Source organism: Kitasatospora sp. NPDC048298 (assembly GCF_043201465.1).
Lineage (GTDB): Bacteria > Actinomycetota > Actinomycetes > Streptomycetales > Streptomycetaceae > Kitasatospora.
Genome location: NZ_JBICYZ010000019.1, coordinates 86,143 through 104,976 on the forward strand (window position 1 = coordinate 86,143; position 18,834 = coordinate 104,976).

At 70.7% G+C, this 18,834-nt stretch carries 11 protein-coding genes; 4 read left to right on the forward strand and 7 right to left on the reverse strand.

What is annotated here, in order from left to right; translation table 11 throughout:
* The first annotated feature begins 104 nt into the window (after positions 1-104).
* Together ACGF0D_RS17000 and ACGF0D_RS17005 are read left to right on the forward strand one after the other, a co-directional pair.
* The gene (locus tag ACGF0D_RS17000) at positions 105-2,411 is read left to right on the forward strand and encodes an MMPL family transporter (RefSeq protein WP_392916843.1); all 2,307 of its coding nucleotides are present in this window, start codon (positions 105-107) and stop codon (positions 2,409-2,411) included.
* A 2-nt stretch (positions 2,412-2,413) separates the two neighbouring features.
* Positions 2,414-2,548, forward strand: coding sequence for a hypothetical protein (locus ACGF0D_RS17005; protein ID WP_392916845.1), 135 nt, complete (start codon positions 2,414-2,416; stop codon positions 2,546-2,548).
* 260 nt (positions 2,549-2,808) lie between these two features.
* Here ACGF0D_RS17005 and ACGF0D_RS17010 read toward each other — a convergent pair whose 3' ends face one another.
* Positions 2,809-5,400 carry a SpoIIE family protein phosphatase gene (locus tag ACGF0D_RS17010; RefSeq protein ID WP_392916848.1) on the reverse strand — a complete coding sequence of 864 codons (2,592 nt, stop codon included), beginning with the start codon at positions 5,398-5,400 and terminating at the stop codon, positions 2,809-2,811.
* Between the two features lie 788 nt (positions 5,401-6,188).
* Here ACGF0D_RS17010 and ACGF0D_RS17015 point away from each other — a divergent pair.
* Positions 6,189-6,536, forward strand: coding sequence for a hypothetical protein (locus tag ACGF0D_RS17015; protein WP_392916850.1), 348 nt, complete (start codon positions 6,189-6,191; stop codon positions 6,534-6,536).
* A gap of 515 nt (positions 6,537-7,051) precedes the next feature.
* Here ACGF0D_RS17015 and ACGF0D_RS17020 read toward each other — a convergent pair.
* Positions 7,052-7,600 carry a hypothetical protein gene (locus ACGF0D_RS17020; RefSeq protein WP_392882865.1) on the reverse strand — a complete coding sequence of 183 codons (549 nt, stop codon included), beginning with the start codon at positions 7,598-7,600 and terminating at the stop codon, positions 7,052-7,054.
* A 177-nt stretch (positions 7,601-7,777) separates the two neighbouring features.
* On the opposite strand from ACGF0D_RS17020, the gene ACGF0D_RS17025 reads away from it, so the two are divergent.
* Positions 7,778-8,503 carry a hypothetical protein gene (locus tag ACGF0D_RS17025; RefSeq protein ID WP_392916853.1) on the forward strand — a complete coding sequence of 242 codons (726 nt, stop codon included), beginning with the start codon at positions 7,778-7,780 and terminating at the stop codon, positions 8,501-8,503.
* On the opposite strand, the gene ACGF0D_RS17030 is transcribed toward ACGF0D_RS17025, so the two are convergent.
* The 5 genes from ACGF0D_RS17030 to ACGF0D_RS17050 form a co-directional block, all read right to left on the reverse strand.
* On the reverse strand, positions 8,493-9,023 hold the full coding sequence (locus tag ACGF0D_RS17030) for a hypothetical protein (protein ID WP_392916856.1): 531 nt from the start codon (positions 9,021-9,023) through the stop codon (positions 8,493-8,495). The genes ACGF0D_RS17025 and ACGF0D_RS17030 overlap by 11 nt on opposite strands.
* A 1,133-nt stretch (positions 9,024-10,156) precedes the next feature.
* Complete coding sequence (gene drmB / locus ACGF0D_RS17035; RefSeq protein WP_392916859.1) at positions 10,157-12,076, reverse strand: DrmB family protein; 1,920 nt, start codon at positions 12,074-12,076, stop codon at positions 10,157-10,159.
* Positions 12,073-15,573: a helicase-related protein gene (locus ACGF0D_RS17040; protein WP_392916862.1), complete on the reverse strand. Its 3,501-nt coding sequence runs from the start codon at positions 15,571-15,573 to the stop codon at positions 12,073-12,075. The genes drmB and ACGF0D_RS17040 overlap by 4 nt, the downstream gene beginning before the upstream one ends.
* Complete coding sequence (locus tag ACGF0D_RS17045; RefSeq protein WP_392916865.1) at positions 15,570-17,300, reverse strand: NERD domain-containing protein; 1,731 nt, start codon at positions 17,298-17,300, stop codon at positions 15,570-15,572. Before ACGF0D_RS17045 ends, ACGF0D_RS17040 begins: the two co-directional genes overlap by 4 nt.
* Positions 17,300-18,667: a hypothetical protein gene (locus tag ACGF0D_RS17050; RefSeq protein ID WP_392916868.1), complete on the reverse strand. Its 1,368-nt coding sequence runs from the start codon at positions 18,665-18,667 to the stop codon at positions 17,300-17,302. Before ACGF0D_RS17050 ends, ACGF0D_RS17045 begins: the two co-directional genes overlap by 1 nt.
* Between the last annotated feature and the right edge of the window lie 167 nt (positions 18,668-18,834).

The window sequence follows — 18,834 nt, forward strand, 5'->3', positions numbered from 1 at the left end:
GGCGGCGTTCTCCTCCCCCGCTCGGACGAGAACGCCCGGTACGCCGTGATGGTCTGGAGACGTGCCGGAACCCCCCGGCTGAAGCACCGAAGCCGGAGGACATCGTGATCCGCGCCCTGACCGGATTCTCCACCAGGAATCCGTGGAAGGTGATCGCCGTATGGGCGGTCCTGGGAATGCTCCTGACCGTCCTGAGCCAGACCCTGATCTACCGGGTGACCGCAACGCAGACGGCCGACTTCCTGCCGAAGAGCTACGACTCGGCCGCCGCCATGCAGATCGCCCACGACCACTTCGGGACGAAGCCCGACGCCAACCCGGTGACCGTCCTGGTCGCGCGGACCGACGGCCGGGCGCTGACCCCCGCGGACCGCGAGCAGGTCGACGCCGGGGCGAAGCGGCTGAGCCGCCTGAAGGTCACCATGCCCAAGCCCAAGGACGCGGCGCCCCTCCAGCGGGACTACTCGCAGGTCCCCGAGGTCGGTCCGGCCTTGGCGGCACCCGACGGAACCTTCCAGCTGCTCTCCGTCAACCTCACCGGCAACCCCGCCGACCCGGGCCTGGAGAACACCTTCCGGGCGTTCCGGGACAACGCCCGGGCGGAGTTCGCCGCCCAGGGCCTGCGAACCGGCTTCACCGGCATGCTCCCCGAGCAGATCGACTCCGCCGACGACGGGAAGACCCTCAAGATCGTCGCCGCCGTCGGCTCCTTCGCCCTGATCGTGCTGCTCCACGTCCTCGTGTTCCGCAGCGTCCTGGCCGCCCTGCTGCCGCTGATCGCGGTGACCCTCATCGGCGGCGTGGCCGCCGGCGCGGTCGTGGGCACCGCGCTGCTCACCGGCATCAAGCTCGACGCCTCCGTCCCGGGCCTCATCAGCGTGGTGCTCCTGGGCATCGGCATCGACTACTTCCTGTTCCTGATGTTCCGCTTCCGCGAGCAGCTGCGGGCCCGACCCGACCGCCACCACCGCGTCACCGCCGCCGAGGTCAGCCAGAAGGTCGGCACCGCGATCACCTCGGCCGCGCTGACCATCGTCGCCGCCTTCGCCACCCTCGGCGTCGCCAGCTTCGGCCAGTTCCGGGTGCTCGGCCCGGCCGTCGCGATCTCGGTCCTGGTCATGCTGCTGGCCAGCCTCACCCTGATGCCCGCCCTGCTCGCCGCCTGCGGACGCAAGCTCTTCTGGCCCTCCCGCTCCCTCGACGCCGAACCCCGCGCCGGCTCCGCGGCCCGGTTCGCCGACCTGGTGACCCGCCGGCCGCTGACCATGGTCGTCGCCTCGCTCGCCCTCCTGGGCGCCCTGGCCGGCGGGCTGGCCGGGATCACGATGGACTACGGCGTCGGCGGCGGCGGCCCGCGCACCGCGTCCCAGACCACCGCCCTCGAAATCGCCCGCGCCCTGCCCGCCGGCGTGGCGGACCCGACCAGCGTCTACGTCGAAACCAAGAACGCCGCCCCCCTCTCCCCGGGCGCACTCGACGGCCTGACCCAGCACCTCACCCGGGTCGCCGGCGTCGGCCAGGTGGCCGCGCCGGTCCTGAACGAGAGCCGGCAGGCCGCGCGGATCGACCTGTTCCTCACCGAGGACCCGCAGTCCCAGCGGGCCCGCGACCTGGTCTCCGGCCCGATCCGCGCCGCCGTCACCCAGAACACGCCCGCCGAACTGACCGCGCACGTCGGCGGCACCCCGGCCGTCTTCGCCGACGTCTCCACCGCCGCCGGCCGCGACCTCCGGCTGGTCTTCCCGGTCGCGGCGGCACTGATCGCGGTGATCCTCCTCCTGCTGCTGCGCAGCCTGCTCGCGCCGGTGGTCCTGATGCTCTCCGTCGGCCTCGGCTTCGCGGCCACCCTCGGCGCGGCCGCCCTGACGTTCCAGCACGCGATGGACAAGCCGGGCGTCAACTTCATGCTGCCCCTGGTCCTGTTCCTGTTCGTGGTCGCGCTCGGCACCGACTACAACATCCTGATCAGCGACCGGATCCGGGAGGAGATGGAACACCCCGGGCCGCCCCGGGCAGCGGTCGCGCGCGCCCTGCGGCACACCGCCCCGGCCATCGCGACGGCGGGCCTCGTCCTGGCCGGCTCCTTCGCCAGCCTCGCGGTGACCCCGCAACCCTCCACCCAGCAGATCGGCTTCGCCACCGGGCTCGGCATCCTGCTCTCCTCGTTCCTGCTGTCCATCGTGCTGGTGCCCGCCCTGGCCGCGATCCTCGGCCGCAGCCTGTGGTGGCCCCTGCGCCCCGGACGCACCACCACCCGACCCACCCCCCAGCACCGCACGGACACACCGCACTCACCGCAGTCGCCGCCCTGCTCCCAGTGGCCCGCACCGCCGCACCAGGACACCCACCCCCAGCCGTACGCGCCACAGCAGGAGCAGGGCACAGACAGGAACTGGTCATCAAGGGCCTGACCATGAAAGAGGGCCACTCGTACCCCTACGTGCTCTGGCTGATCAACCACTTCAAGGAAACGCTCCACCACGCCCTCCAACTCCACCTGGGGACGATGGACGTCACCTGCAAGGGCGACAAGACGTTCACAGCCTGAGGCAGCGCCCACCGCAGCACAGCGCGGCTCCCGTTGACACCCCCTGGGACGGGTGTTCGCCCCGGCCCAGAACGACCGGAGCGAACGCCCGTCCACGGCCGACAGCCCCCGTGCTCCACAGCCGCCCGGCGGCTCACCGGATGGGTACCGGGGCCTCCGTGGACCGGCCCAGCCGTAGTTCCCCGTTCGAACGCCCCGCCGGACGTGCTCCGCGATGCGGTCACGAGAACTCCCCGAAGGTCGGGACAGCTCACCAGGACTCAAAAGTGGGCAAGTGCTTGTTCACTCCAGATGATCTTGCCGGTTTCGGTGTAGCGGGTGCCCCAGCGGTCGGCGAGTTGGGCGACGAGGAAGAGTCCCCGTCCGCCCTCGTCGGTGGCGGCGGCGTAACGCAGGTGGGGCGCGGTACTGGTGCCGTCGGAGACCTCGCAGACGAGGGCGGCGTCGCGGATCAGGCGCACGTGGATGGGTGGGGCACCGTAGCGGATGGCGTTGGTGACCAGTTCGCTGAGGATGAGCTCGGTGGCGAAGGCTTGTTCGTCGATGCCCCAGGCGTCGAGTTGGTCGTTCACCGCTGCCCGGACGCGGGCCACGGCGGCGGGGCCCTGGGGAACGTCCCATCCGGCGATGTCGCCGGGGTCGAGGGTGCGGGTGCGGGCGACGAGCAGGGTGACGTCGTCGCTCTGGTGGGCGGGCGCCAGGCTGCGCAGGATGGCGGCGCAGGCCTGTTCGGGGGTGCGCTGCGGGTAGGCGACGGTCTCGCGCAGTAGTTGCATGCCGGTGCCGATGTCGTGGTCGCGACTTTCGACGAGTCCGTCGGTGTACAGGACCAAGAGGCTGCCCGCGGGCAGGTCGAGCCGGGTGGTCTCGTAGGGCAGTGCGGTCAGGCCGAGGGGGTGGCCCTGGGGCATGTCGGGGTAGTGGGCGCTGCCGTCGGGGTGGACGACGACGGGCGGCGGATGGCCGGCGGTGGCCATGGTGCAGGTTCCGGTGGTGGGGTCGTAGATGGCGTACAGGCAGGTGGCGCCGGTGATGGTGTCCTCGGGGTCGGCGGTTTCCTGGTCGATGCGCTGGACGAGTTCGTCGAGGTGGGCGAGGAGTTCGTCCGGAGGGATGTCGAGGCTGGAGAAGTTGTGGACGGCGGTGCGCAGGCGGCCCATCGTGGCAGCGGCGTGGATCCCGTGTCCGACGACATCACCGACGACCAGGGCGACCCGCGTGCCGGGCAGCGGGATCGCGTCGTACCAGTCGCCGCCGGCGCCCGCCTGGGCGGGCAGGTAGCGGTGGGCGACCTCCAGGGCGGACTGCGGGAGCAGGTCGCCGGGCAGCAGGCGGCGTTGGAGGCTGGTGGCGAGGGTGTGCTCGCGGGTGTACCGACGGGCGTTGTCGATGCACAGGGCGGCGTGCGCGGTCAGGTCCTCGGCCACCGAGCGGTCGTCCTCCTCGAAGGGCGCCGAGGTGTCCGCACGCCAGAACTCGGCGACCCCGAGCAGGATGCCACGGGCCATCAGCGGGGCCGCGATCATCGAGTGCACGCCGTAGTCCATCAGGGCGCGGGTGGCGGGCGGGTCGTGCTCCTGCCATGCGGTGGCGTCGGCGAGGCGGGGTTCGAGCCTGGACTGTCCGGTGCCCAGGCTCCAGCCCTGGGGGGTGGCCGGGCCGAAGGCGGTGGTGCGGCCGAGCCGGTAGAAGGGTGCGTCGTCGCGGATGCCGCTGATCGCGACGCGGACCACCTCGTGGTGGTCACGCTCGGCGGGCTCGTCGCCCGACACGACTCCGGGGGCCAGGTCGACGGTGACGAAGTCGGCGAACCGGGGTACCACCGCCTCGGTGAGCTCCTGGGCGGTACGGGTCACGTCCAGGGTCGTCCCGATGCTCGTGCCGGCCTCGTGCACCAGACGCAGGCGGTCGCGTGCCTTCTCCGCCCGTCCCGACAGAGCGCGCAGTTCGGTGGTGTCGCGTAGCGTGGCCACGCTGCCGGGCGGACCGCCGACGTCGTCGGTGGTCCGGATGTTCACCGCCAGCAGCCGCTCCCCGGCCGCGACCACCTCGTCACTGGCCGCGCTGCCGCCGGCCAGCAGTGCGGCCACCGGCTCTTCCAGACCCAGTTCCGCCACCGGGCGGCCCTCGCAGTCCGGGGGCAGCTCCAACAGGTGCCGCGCCTCGTCGTTGGCGAGCACCACCCGGTCTCCACCGTCGACGATCACGACACCCTCGCGCACCGCGTGCAGCACCGCGTCGTGGTGCTCGTACATCCGGGTCATCTCGGCCGGTCCCAGGCCCCGGGTCTGCCGGTTGAGCTTGCGGCTGATCAGGGCCGTCCCCAGCACGGACACCACCAGAGCACCGGCGGCCCCGGCGAACAGGATGCGCACGCGCTGGCCGACGACACCGTTGATGTCGCTGATGTGGGTGCTGGCGGCCACCCATCCGACGAAGGTGCCGTTGTCGTACACCGGAACCCGGGCAACCACCTGCTCGCCGCCCGCGCTGGTGGTGACCTCGGCGAAGTTCGGATGGTCGCGGGACAGTGTGGGCACGATGCGGGGCTCCAGCGTGGTGCCGACCCGGTACGGGTAGCGGTCGGCCACCCGGACGTACTGCGCGTTGATGACCTGGATGCCCGTGTCGCCCAGGGCCTGCGACGCCGCCTCGGCTTTGGGCTGAAGGATCGCCGACGGGTTGCCGGTAGCCAGCGCGGGCGCGACCCCCGCCGTGGTGGCGAAGGTCTGCGCGACACCCATCGCCCGGCTCCGGGCCCTCTCGTTGATGTCGCCGTGTGCCTGCACCACCAGCTCCAGCACGGCGGCCACGACCAGCAGCAGCACCACCACCAGCTGCAGCACGAACACCCGGCCCGCGACACTGCGCGGGACGAACCTCGCCCACCACCGTCGCTCCCCGGAGCCGCCCGCATCGGCTGCAGAACCTGACGGCCGCGGCTCCGCAGCCCGGTATCCGCCACCTGACAAGGCGGCGCGCCAAGTACCGAACCACCGCACACACCAACATCTACACCGCCGGTCAAAACCCAGCCAGCCGGACACCGGCGAAATGCCCGCCCCATGGGGGCTCCCCGCGTTTCGAGCCATTCGACGACCTCGACGACCTCGACGACCTCGACGACGAGGACACCGATCTCGACGGTCTGGAGGTTCCGACAACGAACAGGTCGAGCCGCACCCAGCCCACAGCCGCGTACGTTCGGCCCGCCCCGGCACCCGCAACGCCCACCGTCACACCCGATCCGATCGGTGACTCCGGCGGCGAGCTGGCCGCCGGGCCCCTGCCGGCAGATGTGCCGAACGTCCCTGTGCCTTCGGGCCTGCCAGTGGCCCGGCGCCGAGCCTTGGCCAGCGGGTGGTCACGCCTAGCCGTCGGCGTCGGCGTGTGCGCCGTCGTCACCGCGGTCGCCTGGCCCATTCTGCGGGCCACGTCCGCGCCGGGCTCGGCGTCCGCCGACACTCTTCCAACCGGCGCAGCGACCGCCGCCGTGCTGCCGGCCGGCACCGCCTCCGACGGTCCGGCCCGGCTCAGGCCCGCCTCGCCATCCGAGCAGCCAGGCCTGGAGAAGGACTCCCTCGGGGCCGACAGCCGCTGCGGCCCACCCAACTCCGGGCCAGGGGCCGTGAAGTGGCGCGTGTGCACGCGGGTCCAGGCCGACCGGGTCTCTTTCGCCCTGGAGATCACCAACCGCGACACCGAACCGGCGGCAGTCAAGGCTCGACTCAAGTACACCGCCAAGACCTCCGACTTCCGCACATGCCCCGGAGCGGAAGCGGAGGATTTCCAGATCCTGACCGTACCGGCCGGCCAGACACTGACCACCGACACCGCCCGGTGCAGCGTTGCCCGCACCGCCACCCCCACCGCCTACTCCGGCGTCGGCTGGGTCGTGGCCCCGGACGCCGACTACGGCACCCGCGTCCTGTCCCCCGGCGCCCACGTCTATCCCGGCGAGATCCACTGGACCCCGGACGTGCTGTAGCCCCACACTCGCGATGGCAACGGCCGACACACGCCGATGGCGATGCCCACCCCCTGCACGACCACGATCGTCCGCGGCGACGCCGGCACCGCGACCGGCATGGTAGCGCGGCCGAGCCGGACTGCGGGGGGAGTCACCGGGCCGCCAGGGACCGGCCTGGCTCACGAATCGGCCCTCCGGAGCAGGGCGTGGCCGAGGGTGCCTGGCTGGCGAGCGGTTGCTGCATGGGGCCACGGTGGCACCGGGACGCTCGGCCGCATGCCCTCCTTCGCCGATGACCCGCGCCAACAGAAGCTGGTCAGCGTATGCCCTCTTCCAAGGGCTCGCACCCAATCAGCCTGGCCGGGCCAGGCGGGTGGCACGACGAAGGCCGGCAGGTGTAGCCCGGCTGGTACGGCGCTGAGCTGCTCGACAACATGCCGCTGGGCCCGGATGTCGGCGTCCGGGCCCGGGGCTCCGATCAGCCGATCGGCGCCCGCCTCCGGCCGCCTGCGCGACGCGTGAAGGCTGACGACCTATGCCTCATCGCCCCGGTCGACGTCGGGCAGCGTCTCGCCGAACCGCTCCCGCGCGGCCTGCGGCCCGCAGCCGAAGGCGCGGCCGATGTACTCCCAGGACATCAGGTTGCTGTGGGCCCTGCGGCCGGCCAGCAGCGCGGTCGAACCCGCGGCGCGCTCGAACCGGGCGGCCGCGCGGGCAGCGGCGTACGGCCTGCTTTCCATCAGGTCACAGATCTGGTCCACCAACGCCGCGACCAGTTCCTCGACCTCGCGCGGCACCACACCCTCGGCCAGGTCGACGTGCCACTCCCAGTCCGCGAACGGCCCGGTGTCCTCGCCCACCGCCTCGGTCGCCTGGTCGTCACCGAAGTCCAGCAGGTGCACCCGTTCACCCCGCCAGCCGCAGCTGCAACCACCGCGCACCGCAGCGGCCCGAGGACCATCGGCACCGTTGTAGAGCCACCAGGTGGTGCGCCCGTCCGGCAACGGCGCCGGCTCGCTGCCGTCCGCCAACACCGCCGCCGGGAAACCCCGGTGGCGCCCGCTCTCGTCAACCCATGGCATGCCGTGTCCCTCGCGTCCCTGGAGTACAGCACCAGGGTTCTCAGCCTGTGACGCGCTGTCAAGGCTTCGCGACAACCGGTGCGATCCGCAGCTCAAGGCGGCGCGCACCAGCCGCCGCGCGCTGGTAAGGGACCCGCGCCGCACCAACTGACGATCCAGGCGAGCGTGGCTCCACAGGTGGCGAACTACCTGCTGCCGCAGACCGTGACCTACGCTGACGGCTCGCACGTGCACTTCGGCATCCCGGGGCTGCGGATCGAACGTGTCACCGCTCGCGCCGTCCACTTGCTCCACCTGCCTACACAGGGCCGTCTCGAACTGCGCGAATACCACTGCGGCACCCCGCGCTCGATGCGCTCTCGCCTGCGGTGGGAAACCGGCTCCGCCGAGATCCCGGAGAACCTCGCGTTCTGGTACACGGCGGGAATCACGGCTGCCGAAGAAAGTGCCGCCCCGCACTGGGCCCCCACCCCGTGCACGCCGTTGCGCAGCCGGCTGATGGTTCGCGCGAGCACCTGGTGGAGGCACTGGCCCCACACCGCCGAGATCGTGCCCGCGCGCCGGAGCAACACCAGTCGTTGCCTGAAATGGCGCGAGGGGCCTTCCTGCACGGAGGTGGGGGATCTGCTGGTCAACAGCGCCATCCGGATCTCCGACGCCGCCAACGTATCCGGCCCTGACGGGGCTGACGTCAGTCTGCTGACGCTCGGTTCCGCCACCATCGAGCTGGCGTGCCCCAGTCAGCGGGGAACCTCAGCGGGTACGGGGATCGCACTGGTTCTGGTGAACTTACGGCGGCTGCTGAAGCCGGGCCAGGCGCCGCGCCTGGCCCAGGACGAGCCGGCGGACCGCTTCGGCGGCTCCGCCTGGCCAGCAGACCAGCCCGCACCAATCAGGCGATGAGGTCGAACACCGTCTCGGTCTTCGTGGCAGTCGTGCGGGCCCGCAGGTACGCGTTCAGGTTCGCGTCGTACTTCAGGTCGGAGGGGATCACCACCTCGACGGAGAACGCCCCGGTGGCGTCCGTCATGGTGTCGCGCAGGTCGCGCGTCTTGTAGTCCTCGCCGAGGTCGCCCTTGATGATGAAGGACACCCGGACGACCTCGTTGGGTGGGAAGCCCCGGCCGGTGAGGACCGACTTCGTTCCGCCCTGACCGCCATCCGGGGAGGCGCTGAGGACCCGCACCGCGGTCGGTGTCGGGCTGCCGGCCATCCCGCTGGGCAACGGGTTCAGGACCGGTGCGGAGCCCTGGCTGCCCGCCGGGGGCGCGGTCACGGTGGAGCCTGTCACCGTGACGGTCGGACCGGGCACGGTGACCGTGACGGCCGGCTGCGGCCGGGAGTCGTCGGTCACCTGAGCCTGGGTGTAGAAGCCGCCCGCGAAGCCGGCGCCGAGGGCGACGACCGCGACGGCGGCGGTCACCACGGCGCTCCACCCCTGGAGGTCAATCCCGCTGCGGCGGACCGGGGCGGCCGTCGGCGCCGGCGGGGCGGTCGGCCGCGACAGTGTCCCGGGTGCGGGCGGCGGCCCGGAAGGACGGCTTGGCGTGGACGGCCCGGTCACAGAGTCCCCCTCGTTCTGCGGCCCGCTCCGGGTCATGATCGACGGGCTCCTGGGTACCACAGGAACCCGGGGCCTGTCGCGAACAAGGTCCAGGACGACTCCTGCCCGACCAACGACGATTCTCTGACTCAGGTCACTAGCCGCCCCCCGCTCTTGGCCGCATGCAGCGTAGGCACCAGGTCCTCACGGGCGAGCCCGAGGCCCAGGTGTATGCGGACCAAGCCTTCGTGCGGCCACCTCAGCCGGGCGGCCGGGTAGGAGGATCGGACCTGTCTGATGCTGCAGCCTCCGCACACTCGTGGTCGTCGGCCGCTTTCTCCCACCTGCACCGCCTCGGCGATGATCACTGTGCGTAGATGATCATGGATAGCAGGCAGATCCCCGACGGGCGCGCGGATGCGTCCGGGAGGAGCCGCGAGACACCTCCGGCGCGAGGTCGCGAAATCGACTGACGTCTTGACAGATTCGAGGACTGTCGCCCAACTGCCCGAAAGCATGGCCAGATTGCGTCGCGGGGTGTCGAAAAACCGTTGGCCACGACTTGATATCGGTCACTGTGGGTAGTCAATTTTGGGACCGGGAATGCCCCTTGAGGGAGGCCTCGCCCCCGAATTCGACCGCTCCGGGGCTACTTGGTCCCCATCCGACCCCCAGCCGCATACGAACGAATGCTTGCCGAATCTGATGCCGCATCGCACGAAAGGCCGCTGGCCTGGGATTTCTCCCGGCCAACGGCCTTTCCGACTCACGTCGGGACGACAGGATTTGAACCTGCGACCCCTTGACCCCCAGTCGCCCGGCCATAGCCATCGCTGCACATCAGACGGTAGACAGCCCGCGCTGTCCGTTCGCCGCGATGCGACTCAGGCAGCCAGGGAGAACGACGCGTGGTCCCCGACAAGTCCCCGCGCCTCTCCCACCACGCCCTGGCGGACCTGCCTCTCGTGCTGGTCGGGCACACATCAAACCCGACAAAAAAGTAAGAACCAAGCTCAGGATGCCGGGAAGAAGCCGAGGTCCGTCCGTTCCAGCCCCCCGACGACGAGCGCCCGGTCGAGGAACCGGTTGTACTCCTCGCACGCGGTTTCGGGGAGAAGGGCGCAGCTATGGCAGGCGGCGAGGTTGCAGGACCCAGGGCCCTGGCCAGGGCTTTCGATACAGACAGGGTCGGATGAGCACCAGGCGGCCTGTGCGAGGGCGTTCTGGAGCACGTCTTCGAGGCGGCCGGGCTGTCCCATCCGGACGAGGCCGCCGAGGGTGCCTTCGGAGTCGCCGGCGGCGGTGTAGATGAGCAGGGCTGCCATGCCGTCGGCACCAGGGCTGACGTAGAGGCGTTCTCGCAGGGAGGCCGAGCTGTATCCGCACTCATAGGTGAGCTGGTTGATGAGCAGGTGGGCAAGGGTGTGCAGGAGCACGAAACGGGGTGATAGCTCGCGTTGCTGCAGCCCCCGGTCCACAGCCAGGCGGGCGAAGCGCCGGGTGAGAAGGCCGGTTCGTTCAAGTACGCCGGACTGTTCCTCCCAGGGGGCGAGCCTGCCGGTGTCGAGTTCGAGGTAGATGCCTTCTCCGCTGACCGCGTAAGCGGGAAGCCATCCACTGCCCGGACGGGCCGGGGTACGCCGCAGGAGGGCCTTGCGGGACGTGCGGTCGTACGAGGACTCCGCGAAGACACGGTTGAAGCCCCAGAGCACCCGGGTCTCCCGGAGCTTCTCCACCAGCCGCACACGCGCGAAGGCTCCGGCCACCGGCTGGCCGTAGTCCGCCGCTGGCTCGCGGACCACGAGTTCGCTGGACTCGATGGAGTCACGCAGCGCTTGGTACTCGGTGACCCGGAAGTCCGCTGGGTCTTCTGCCAGGACAGGCCCGCCGGGGCTGGAGCTGGAGCTGGAGCTGGAGCTGGAGCTGCCGGTGGTCTCGGCGTCGTGGAGGGCCTTGAGGCCGGCCTCGATCTGCGGGTCGGTGAAGCCTTCGAGGATGAAGGCGTTTCCCTGAGCGACCCTCCGGAGCAGGTCCGGCGAGGGGATCACTCCCTCTCCCACGAACACGGCTGCCCGCCACCGGGCCTGAACGATCGTCCCGTCCTGGAGGGCTTCCAGAACCTTGGGGTCAGCGGCGCTGCTGCCGTCCTCGGGCACGAAGATGGAACTGCTCAGAAGGGGGTAGTACACATTGGCGGCTGCCCGGAGGCTTCCCCTGAGCGGACTGCCACAGGGCTCTCCCACGCATTCGATGCCGAGCCAGGGCGCGGCACCCCGGCACAGGTAGGCGGGTCCGCCCGGTTCGAGTTCCTCGGACAGAACGGTGGAGGAGCCGTTGTCCCTGCTGGCTGTTGTCGAGGTCACGCCTTCCAGGCTCCGGCCCTTGCCGCAGCTGCACGAGACCCGCTGGGCTGAGAGGGTGCCTCCGCCGGAAGAACGCAGTGAGAGGACGTGGTTGCGGCAGGAAGGCGCGGCGGAACGGTGCGCCCACTCGTACCACGGAAAGTCCTGGAGGTGTCCCCGCTCGCAGATGGCCACGAAGGGGACCTGGGCGATGACGGGCTTGCGGCGGGTGCCCTCGTGGTGATCGCATACGGGTCGGTGGTCGGCGTGGAGACGGTCTCTGGTCAGCGTCCGGCAGCTCGGGCAGAATCCCCAGACAGGGAACCGGAGGACGGGGACACGGACCTTTCTGTTCATCTCGTCCTCTGACCAGGCCCGGTAGTCCGGCGGCGAGTAGAGCGCGTCGATACTCAGATGCTGCTCCAAGCGCCACTCGTGGATCCGGTACTCCTCACGGTCGCGGTCCTTCCCGGTCGGGAACCAGTGGTCAAGGCCCGCTGTCACGACGGACGTACCGTCAGAGAGCACGTGCATGGCGCCGGGGCCGAACGGGACAACCAGCTGGGAGCGGCGGACACTTCCGCGGATCATGAGTTTCCTTCCTCGATCGCGTACTGCACGGTGACCTTGACCTCGGATTCGGCATCGACGCCACGCATCGACGAGGGGATCGCCCAGCTCAGGTTCCGCTGGTTCTCCGGTGCGTAGCGGCCGAGCGGCCGCAGGAGCCGGCCGTGGCCCACGGGGCCGAAATCGCCCCACTCGCCGGGTCGCCATGCCTCCCATTCCTTGCGCATCCGGTCCAGCAGGGCCGCTGTACGGCCGGCCTCGTCGGGGTCACAGAATTCAGCGCGGCCGAGCAGCAGTTCCCTGGCTTCCTCCCATCGATCGGCCGGGAACGGGAGGGGAGCGTCGACGGCCTTGCCCCCGGCCTGGCGGATGTAGGCGACGGCGACGGCCCTGAGCGCCCGGTCCAGGGCGGGCGGGGCGAACGGGGTCGAGCTGGTGGGCTCGACCTGGGCGTACAGGCGCTCGTGGTAGCTGCGGAAGCGTTCGAAGTGGCTGCGGTCGCGGGGCTTGCCAGCGCCGTAGAGGGTGACGACCAGGCCGGGGATCCGACGGCCGACACGGCCGGTGACCTGGATGTACTGGGAGGTGCTCTTGGGCTGGCCCACGACGGCCATGAGGGAGAGACGGGGGATGTCGATGCCGACTTCGATCAGGCTGGACGCCAGGCAGGTGTCCACGGCCCGCTGTTCCGGGGTGAGTTGCCGCTCCAGCTTCTGGATGGCCTCGGGAACCTCATCCTGCCGGAGGCGGCTGGTCATCTCCTCGACCCAGTTGAGATAGCGCATGCCGCTGCGGTCCGCGGTGGAGCGGTTGTTGATGGTGCGCAGATAGTCAGGGATGTCGGACTGCATGAGCGAGAGCGAGTTGCCGAGCTCGCGGAGGCTGTTGAAGAACGCGAGCAGCGTCCACCAGGGGTCGCGCTGGTCCTCGGGGAGGTCCCCGGCGGCCTGGAGAAGCGCCGCAAAGGTGCGGACCTGGACGGTCTGCATGGAGCCGAGAGCAGGGGCGTGCACGCCGATGTAGCGCCGTCCGGGCTTGAGCAGACCGGTCTCGGGGTTCCGGTCGTACACGGCGAAGAACGAGTCGGAGGCGTCGATGCCGTGCGGCGGGAAGAGGTGAACCCGCTCACGGCCGTAGAGGGCGCGCACCTGTTCCTCGTGGCGGCGGATTGTGGCGGTGGAGGCGACGATCTTCGGGCGGACGGGAGTGCCGCTTCGCCGGTCGGTGCACAGCTCTTCGATGACGCCCTCGTAGAGGCCGGCGAGGGAGCCGAGCGGGCCCGCGATGAGATGCAGCTCGTCCTGGATGACCAGTGACGGCGGCGAGAATTCCCGGGCACCGTCGGCGCCGAGTCCTGAAGCTCCCAGACCGAACAGAGCGCGGGCCCCGGGGCGCCAGGCGAGCAGGGCGAACTTGTCGATGGTGCCGATGACGAGCGTCGGCCGGCGGTCGTAGAGGTCGTCATCGGTCACGAAGACGGGCAGCGGGGTGTCGTCCGCCGAGAAGCGGCACTCGTAGTCCGGACAGATGAACCGTACGGTCCCCGCGTACTCGACGTACCCGGCCACAGGAGTGCGGCTCGCGGAGGCAGCCTGACCGCCCCTTCCGCCCCTGCGGGGACGCCCGCGGGGCGCGCCGCTCTCTTCTTGGCCGGCGACGGGACCCATCTGGGCCGCACACCAGGGGCAGCGCAGCAGGAGGAAGGGATTGTCCTCGCCGCCGGCCCGGAGCCGGCCGAGGGCCGAGGTCGCATCGCCGCGCTTGTTGGGGGTCGTGTCGCTGCCCACCCAGATGCCGATGGAGAAGGGACCCCCGAGGTCCGGCTCGTCCTCCCGCAGTTCTTCGAGCGCGCAGATGAGGGAGGCCGCACGCAGGAACTGCTGCGCGGTCAGCAGACGCAGGGTGTAGCGCATGAGGATGGTGACCCCAGCGTCGGCGGGGTCACGCAGACGGCGCAGGAGAATGGTGAAGGCGGACAGACCGAGGTACGCCTCGGTCTTGCCGCCGCCGGTGGGGAAGTAGATGAGGTCGACGGTGTCACGGTCGTCGTGGAACGGGTCCGCGGTCGACGGCACAGCGGCGAGGAGGAAGGCGATCTGGAACGCGCGCCAGTTGCCCTTCCCCTGGCTGCGGGCCGTGTCTTCGTCCAGTTGGACGCCGTCCACCTCGTAACAGCCGTTGACGTAACGGGTTCTGCGCAGGGGTGCACCGGAGCGCAGCTGCTGGCGCAGCATCACCCGGTTCGTCATGCGGAACGCGCGGCCGGCATCCGTGCTGGGGTCGCGGACGAGTTCGAGGCCCTCCCGCATCCGGGCCAGGGCGGTGCGGCAGCCCTCGATGTGCTTGGCGGCGGTCGGCTGGAACCGTCCGTCGAGTCCTGCGGCCTTCTCCTCGAGTCCTTCGATCCACTGCGCGTAGGCGGTGATGACCCGGCTGAGCTGCTCGGGGCCTTCCGGTCCGTCTCCTGCCAGCTGGTCCATGGAGACGGTCAGCGGGGTGCCGTCGGACAGCCGGATGTCGGGAGTGATGCTGGGGGCTTCGTACTGCGGCATGGGATCGGCCCTGGCCCAGGAGGAGCGGTCCGCCGTCGGCGTGTCCCAGTCCGCCGCACAGCCGTGTCCGACGGCGAAGGTGCGGGCACCCCGGTAGATCAGGCTGAACGAGGCATCGTCCGGGTGGGTTCCGGCTTCGGCCGCCTCCGGGTACGGGGCCAGCCAGCCCTGTACCGGCTCGACGGTGATCTCGGTCTGGAAGAGGCTGAGAGCGTCGGGGGCCCCTTTGCCCAACGGCGTCCGGTTAACGAGGGCGACCGTAATGAGGCGCCCGTCGCGGTGGGGCCTGATGCGGACGGTGAGTTCGAGGTCCAAGCCATCGAGGCCGGTCGAGGTGTCGGAGGACGGCTGCGGTTTTCGCAGGAGGGGGCCGGCGCTGGCGAGCGCCTCCGGCGACAGATCCCAGACGGCTGCGACGGGGCCGCGGACCCACCAGTGACGGACGCTGCTGCCGATGTGCACCGTCCGGCGCCGGTAGCGGCCACCAGTGGCGGAGATCCGCAGGCCGGCCCGTTCTCCTGCCAGGAGGATCGACAGGCCCATGGCGCTGGGTCGCCGGTCGTTGGCGCCGAGGAGTTCGAAGTCATCGTCGTCGGCATGACCTCCCTTGCGCGCGTATGCCTCCTGGATGCCTTCGGGCACCTCCGGAGCGTCTTCGTCCTCCTCCCCGTCCTGCCCGTCTTCGCCGGCGTCCACCGTTGCGTCCGCCTCGGAGTCCGCGCGCTGGCCAGCGGTGTCCTCCGGTGTCGCCGGGTAGAGGACGCCAACGCCGTAGCGCAGCAGGGGAGCACGGTCGAGGATCTCCTCGCCGCTGTCAGCGTCGGTCCACGGTCCGCGGGCGGCGGGCCAGCCGTCGAACGACGTCTGGTGGAGGGGCTTGCCCGCGGGGGCCGGGCCCATAAGCTCGGCCCGCAGGGCGTCGATGACGTCCTCCCTGGACCCGAGGTTGTCACTGGCCGTGGTCATGCTCTGCCTGCTCCTTGAACCTGCTTGATGTATCCGGGGCGTGCGCTGTGGGCCATCAGCACGGTGAGCTCGTCCCTGGCCCGGGAGGCACCGACGTAGAAGAGCGTTCGGTCCCGGTCTGTGCCGAAGGAGGTGATGTCGGTGAGGACGACGGCGGGGGCGTCCAGCCCCTTGAACGTGTGCACGGTTCCGTACCGGACGGATCCCGGTTTCGGGGAGTCCAGGGGTGTCAGCCGTCCCTTCCAGCTGGGGGCACGGCAGTTGCCGGCGGCACTGAGCTCGTCCCGGAGCGGAGACAGGACGACGATGTCCTCGGGCGAGAACCCCTCCCGGGTGAGCTCCGTGAGGCGGCTGGCCAGCTGTCGCTGCTGCTCCTCTTCGTCCGCCCACCAAAAGTTCGTGGCCTGGCGGTCGTTGGAGGGCCTCAGGGTGCCCGCGTATCCGGGGTCGAGTACCGACGTGACCTCCACGTACAGCGTGATGCCGGGGACGCTGCGGCAGTTGTGGTTCAGCGTGACCGAGGGCAGCTCTCCAGCCCGTTTGTGCAGGACGTCCATGCCCTCGCCGTCAGAACCGTAGAGAGCCTGACGGGTGAAGTCGCCGAAGCCCAACCATCGGCCTGCGGACAGGCCGCCCCGTACGGAGAAGTCGAGGACATCTAGGTAGGACTCACGCATCAGGTCCTGTGCCTCGTCCACGACGAGCACGTCGAACGGGGGCTCGTCCTTCTCCATGAGGACGTCCAGGGCGGCCTCGGGCAGCACCTCGGTGAAGAAGTCTCCGGTGCCGCCGGCATCTCGGGCGGATGGGGCCAGCCCGGCCATGTAGGAATGGAAGCTGGTTGCCGTCACCCCTGGCAGGCCCGCAGTCTCCTCCTTGAGCCAGCGGCCGAGGTGGCGGTTGAAGCAGCACAGGAGCACCCGCTGTCCCCCGGCGGCATAGCGGCGTGCCGCCTCCACCGCCACGTAGGTCTTGCCGGTCCCGGCAGCGCCGTCCACCATGCAGCGCCGGTTTCTGGCGATCATGTCGAGCACTTCGTACTGCTGCTGGGTGAACGCCTCCGTCTCGCGCTCCATCCGCTGCCGCCTCAGCTTCGGCGGCTCGGCGAACTCGAACGAGGGCCGCAGAGCCCGGATGATCCGCTCGGCCTGCCCGGCATCGGGTGCCACGGACGCCGGGTCGAACCACGCCGCCCCCGGTGTGGCCGCGAGGTGGGCCCGGTGCGCGTCCAGGACCCCGGTGACCAGCGCCGCCACGGAGCGGCTGTGGAAGGCAACCGTGTCCAGTGCCTGCCACGAGTGCCACTCCATCGGCCCGGACACCGCGAAGCGGCTGTGGGTGAACAGCACCGCGAATGCGACCGGCACCGCACCGGCACCGCCGCTGGGGCCCCGGAGCTTCTTCCTGACGGCGTGCATGGCCTCGTCGGCCTGCTGGAACGGGCTCCGATTGGTCAGGGGCTGATTGCCGAGGCGCCACTCCCCGCTCGGCAGCCGCCGCACCTGGAGGTGCGACTTGACCTCCAGGACGAGTACCCCCTTGCCCGGGACAATGATGACGAAGTCCGCCTCCCCCTGGATCTGTCGCGGGTGCTGGGAGATTCCGAGCGAGTGGAGGACGGTCCAGCCCCCGGTCGCGGGATCGTCCCGCAGCCGCTGGAACACCTCCCGTTCCCCCGGGCTCGGCGTGCCGGCCGGATCGAACGAAGGCGGGATCATACGTGCCATCAGGGAACCTCCGGGGAACGGAGCCGGCACAGGTAGTGCACGGGAACGGTCAGCTGCCCGGGCAGCAGCGCGTCGATGAGGGCCACCCGCGCGCCTGCCTGGGTGTCATCCAGGGAGATGTCGCACCACTGGTCGGACTGCAGGGTCTCCCAGGTGCCGCCCGAGACAGCCCGCTGGACGACCTCGGCGTAGTTGCGCCCGGCGCTGCGGTGCGCGTGGTCGATGCGGCCCAACGCGTCCCAGGCGTGGTCGGCTTCGTCGCCGCGTCCGAGATAGCGCATCACCACGGTGAAGTCCGCTTTGAGGCGCGTCCGGATGCACCAAGGACCCGTCCAGTAACCCAGGTTCGCGGTCGTCGCGCCCCGAGCCTTCAGATCGGCGGCGACGCCGTGGACCCCGTCCCGGTGGCGGGCGACGCGGTCGCGCAGCTGCGCCTTCCACGCCCGCTGGATCTCGCGCAGCATGAAGGCGTCCTCGCCGAGTGCGGCGTCGGCGCGCTCGACCAGGCTCTGGTAGTAGGACCCGCCGCGCAGTACGACGGCATCACCGATCGTCACCGCCGCCGCGTCCACTGCCTCGACGGCCGGCCTGCCCTCGTCGTCCGCCTCGACGAGCAGCACCTTCTGAACGCCCACGTCCAGGGGCAGCAGTACGAAGGAGCCGTCGGCCAGTTGGGCCGCCTGAGCGGCCACACGCTCATGCGCGCCCGGAGCAGGGCGCTCCAGCACGTCTGCGGGCAGCCCCGCGAGCGCTTCGCCAGCCAGGGAGAGCACATCGAAGCCGGTCAGCTCCAGCGCCTCACTGGCCTCAGGAACGCCTGACCGGAGACCCTGCGATCCCCCGAGGAGGAGGGACGGACGCCGGAGGACCCGCGACGGCATCCGGCCGCGCCGGACCGGTCCTTCCCCGAACAGCGGCCAGACATCCTGCGGCTCGCGGTAGAAGTCATAGTGCACCAGTCCGATCCGGGAGGCGCGCGGAGCGTTCAGCACCCCGGGCGGAAGCCAGCCCACGGGCCCGACAACGACCGCAGCACCGTACACGCAGGTCCCGGCGAGGTCCCGGGCGGTGCCCACGTCGACCAGGCACCTCAGTGCGGTGAATGCGGCCACCGCGTCGTCCTGGTGGGCGCGGCTGGTGACCACCACCAGGACGCTGCCCGCACCGGACGATTCCAGGTACGTCATCACGCCGCGGGCCAGCGGGTTCTCACGCTCCCGCCCCAGCTTCCGCAACGCGTCAGTGACCGCGTCGAACTGCCTCAGCAGGCCGCGGTCGGCGACCCGCTCGATTACCCTCGCACGGTCGGCCAAGGCTTCCGCGGTCTCCCGCAGTCCCAGTGCGCCGGAGCTGAGCGGCAGGGGCACCGTCCCGATGAGCCACCGTGCCCGGCGGATCTCCGCACATGGCTGCCGCCACAGGTCGGAGCTCTCCGACTCCCCCACCGTGCGCAGGAATTGTGATGCCGCGTGCATGAACGCGCTGACCCCGACGTGCCGTACCGGCTGCTCCGCTATCTCGGCGTCGGCCCTCT

Excerpts from the sequence above, each read along its gene's own strand:
- ACGF0D_RS17005 (WP_392916845.1), top strand. The coding sequence starts at position 2,414 with ATGAAAGAGGGCCACTCGTACCCCTACGTGCTCTGGCTGATCAACCAC.
- ACGF0D_RS17020 (WP_392882865.1), bottom strand. The coding sequence starts at position 7,600 with ATGCCATGGGTTGACGAGAGCGGGCGCCACCGGGGTTTCCCGGCGGCG.
- drmB (WP_392916859.1), bottom strand. The coding sequence starts at position 12,076 with ATGATCCGCGGAAGTGTCCGCCGCTCCCAGCTGGTTGTCCCGTTCGGC.
- ACGF0D_RS17040 (WP_392916862.1), bottom strand. The coding sequence starts at position 15,573 with ATGACCACGGCCAGTGACAACCTCGGGTCCAGGGAGGACGTCATCGAC.
- ACGF0D_RS17045 (WP_392916865.1), bottom strand. The coding sequence starts at position 17,300 with ATGGCACGTATGATCCCGCCTTCGTTCGATCCGGCCGGCACGCCGAGC.